The sequence below is a fragment of the Nitratidesulfovibrio liaohensis genome (genome assembly GCF_011682075.1).
GTDB classification, from domain to species: Bacteria; Desulfobacterota; Desulfovibrionia; order Desulfovibrionales; family Desulfovibrionaceae; genus Cupidesulfovibrio; species Cupidesulfovibrio liaohensis.
Genome location: NZ_VSMK01000302.1, coordinates 1 through 3432, shown reverse-complemented (window position 1 = coordinate 3432; position 3432 = coordinate 1). Strand labels below are relative to the sequence as shown.

The window sequence follows — 3432 nt, the reverse complement described above, 5'->3', positions numbered from 1 at the left end:
AGGCGGGCGTGGACGCCCTGCGCATCAACCCCGGCAACATCGGGGGCGAGGCCAACGTGGCCCGCGTGGTGGACGCGGCCCGCGCGCGCGGCGCGTGCATCCGGGTGGGGGTCAATTCCGGTTCGGTGGAAAGGCACCTGCTGGAACGCTTCGGCGGGCCAACGCCCGAAGCCATGGTGGAAAGCGCCCTTGGCCACGTGCGCATGCTGGAGGACAGGGGCTTCGGCGACATCAAGATTTCGCTGAAATCCTCGTCGGTGCTGCACACCATAGACGCCTACCGCGTGCTGGCCGAGCGGTGCGACTACCCCCTGCACATCGGCGTGACCGAGGCGGGCACCATGCTGCGCGGGTCGGTCAAGTCGTCCGTGGGTCTTGGCGTGCTGCTGTGGCTGGGCATAGGCGACACGCTGCGCGTCTCGCTGACCAGCGACCCGGTGGAGGAAATGCCCGTGGCGTGGGAAATACTGCGCTCGCTGGGGCTGCGCCACCGGGGGCCGGAAATCATTTCCTGCCCGACATGCGGACGAACCGAAATAGGACTCATCAGCCTTGCGCAGGAAGTGGAACGCCGCCTTGCGGGCGAGACGGAAAACTTCAAGGTGGCCGTCATGGGCTGCGCCGTCAACGGCCCCGGTGAAGCGCGCGAGGCCGACATCGGCATTGCGGGCGGGCGCGACAAGGGCATCATCTTCCGCAAGGGAGAGATCATACGAACAGTCAAGGGCGGCGCGAACCTGCTCGCCGCCTTCATGGAAGAACTCGATACGTTCCTTGCCGAACGCAAGGCAGCCAGAAAGGACAGCTGATGCGCTGGAGCAATTGCTACATCCCCACCCTGAAGGAAGCCCCGGCAGACGCCGAAGTGGTCAGCCACAAGCTGCTCACCCGCGCGGGCATGATCCGCAAGCTTACCTCGGGCATCTACATCTATTTGCCCCTTGGCCTGAAGGCCATCGAAAAGACCGCCGCCATCGTGCGCGAGGAAATGAACCGCGCGGGCGCGCTGGAACTTTCCATGCCCATGGTGCAGCCCGCCGACCTGTGGCAGGAATCGGGCCGCTGGGAATTCTACGGCAAGGAACTGCTGCGCTTTCAGGACCGCAACGGGCGCGACTACTGCCTTGGACCCACGCACGAGGAAGTCATCACCGATCTCGTGCGGGGCGAGGTGCGCTCGTACCGCCAACTGCCCATCAACCTGTACCAGATCCAGACCAAGTTCCGCGACGAGATCCGCCCGCGCTTCGGCCTGATGCGCGGCCGCGAATTCATCATGAAGGACGCCTACTCCTTCGACCGTGACGAGGCCGGCGCCGACAAGAGCTACTGGGCCATGTACGAGGCCTACCAGAACGTGTTCAAGCGCCTTGGCCTGCGCTTCCGCGCGGTGGAGGCGGATTCCGGCTCCATCGGCGGCAGCTTCTCGCACGAGTTCATGGTGCTGGCCGACACCGGCGAAGACACCATTGCCGCCTGCACCGGCTGCGAATACGCGGCCAACGTGGAGCGCGCCGAGGTGGCCGCCCCTGCCGTGCCTGCCACGCTGCCCGCAGTCGGGGCCATCGAAGAGGTGGCCACCCCCGGCAAGCACACCGTGGAAGACGTGTGCGCCTTCCTTGGCGTGCCGCAGTCCGCGCTGGTCAAGACGCTGATCCTGGTGGCCGACGGCAAGCCCGTGGCCGCGCTGGTGCGCGGCGACCGTGAACTGAATGACGTGAAGCTGAAGAACCTGCTGAAGTGCGACGAACTGGAGCTTGCCGCGCCCGAACTGGTGCAGCAGGTCACCGGCGCGCCCGTGGGCTTTGCCGGTCCCGTGGGCCTGAACGTGGAGCGCGTCTTCGCCGACCATGAACTGCTGGCCTCCGATGGCTGGATCACTGGCGCCAACAAGGGCGACACCCACCTGCGCAACGTCAGCCTGGGCCGCGACGCCAAGGTCGAACGCTACGCCGACCTGCGCGTGATCACCCCCGCCGACGCCTGCCCGCGCTGCGGCCAGCCCATCGAGCTGACGCGCGGCATCGAGGTGGGCCACGTGTTCAAGCTGGGCACCAAGTACAGCGAACCGCTGAAGTGCACCTTCCTTGACGAGGACGGCAAGGAAAAGGTCATGATCATGGGCTGCTACGGCATCGGCGTGTCGCGCGTGGTGGCCTCGTGCATCGAGCAGAACCACGACGCCGACGGCATCGTGTTCCCGCCGCCCATCGCTCCGTTCGAGGCCGTGCTGTGCTGTCTGGATCCCAAGAACGGCGAAACCCTTGGCAAGGCCGAGGAATTCTATGCCGAACTCAAGGCCCAGGGCGTGGACGCCATCCTCGACGACCGCGACGAGCGCCCCGGCGTCAAGTTCAAGGACGCCGACCTCGTGGGCATGCCCCTGCAACTGGTGATTGGCGGCAAGGGGTTGGCACGCGGCATCGTGGAAGCCAAGGACCGCCGCACCGGCGAAAAGACCGAACTGCCCGTCGACGGCTTTGCCGAAGCCTTCCGCACCTGGCGCGCCGCCGTGCGCGCGGGCTGGGGGCTGTAGCAGAAGAGAAATAGGGAAAGAAATTCGCGAGGGGGAAACCTCTTGAAAGAGGTTTTCCCCCTCGCGCTCCCCCTTCCAGAACTTTTTATTTGGGGCAGCCTGCCGCTTCACGTTGTGCCCGTTCCGTGGACAGGCCGCGCGTAGCGCGGGCTGTCCACGCAAAAGGGGTCAAGGGGACGGCAGCCGTTATGTGAGCGCGTAGCGCGAGCATTACGGATGACGATCGCAACGCGCGCGGCCCCCTTGCGGGGAGCGGGGCGGAGCCCCGCATCTGCAACGCCATGAGCACCATCTACACCGTAGGAGAATTGACCCGGGCCATCCGGGCCGCCGTGGAGGGCGGGTTTCCCTTTGTGTGGGTGCGCGGGCAGGTGAGCAACCTGTCGCGCCCGGCCTCGGGGCATTGCTATTTCGCGCTCAAGGACGAGGATGCGGTGCTGAACTGCGTGTGGTTCCGGGGCAACCAGCGCGACGCGGAACATTTCGATCCCATGACCGGCGAGGTGTTCGAGGACGGGCCGCGTCCCGGCCTTGCCCGCATCATGGCCAACGGCCAGGAACTGCTGTGCGCGGGGCGGCTGACGGTGTACCCGCCGCGCGGCGGCTACCAGTTGGTGGTCGAAATGGCGCAGGACGCGGGCCTGGGGCGGCTGCACGCGCAGTTCGAGGCGCTGAAGGCCCGCCTTGCCGAGCGGGGATATTTCGACGCGGCGCGCAAGCGTCCGCTGCCGCGCCATCCGAAACGGGTGGCGGTGATCACGGCTCCAAGCGGGGCGGCGGTGCGCGACTTTCTGCGCATGGCGGACGAGCGCGGCTGGGGCTGCGAGATACGCATCCACCCGGTGCCGGTGCAGGGCGACGAGGCTCCCCCGCGCATTGCGGCGGCGCTGGCCGAG

The 3432-nt window shown here is 66.8% G+C and carries 3 protein-coding genes; all 3 read left to right on the top strand.

Going from position 1 to position 3432, the window contains the following annotated elements; translation table 11 throughout:
• On the top strand, nt 1-809 hold an 809-nt coding region (gene ispG / locus FVW27_RS10805), incomplete at its 5' end, for a flavodoxin-dependent (E)-4-hydroxy-3-methylbut-2-enyl-diphosphate synthase (RefSeq protein ID WP_167125051.1).
• Nucleotides 809-2536, top strand: a complete 1728-nt coding sequence (locus FVW27_RS10800) for a proline--tRNA ligase (protein ID WP_167125049.1) — start codon at nt 809-811, stop codon at nt 2534-2536. The genes ispG and FVW27_RS10800, both read left to right, overlap by 1 nt.
• Nucleotides 2537-2817: 281 nt before the next feature.
• On the top strand, nt 2818-3432 hold a 615-nt coding region (gene xseA / locus FVW27_RS10795), incomplete at its 3' end, for an exodeoxyribonuclease VII large subunit (protein WP_167125047.1).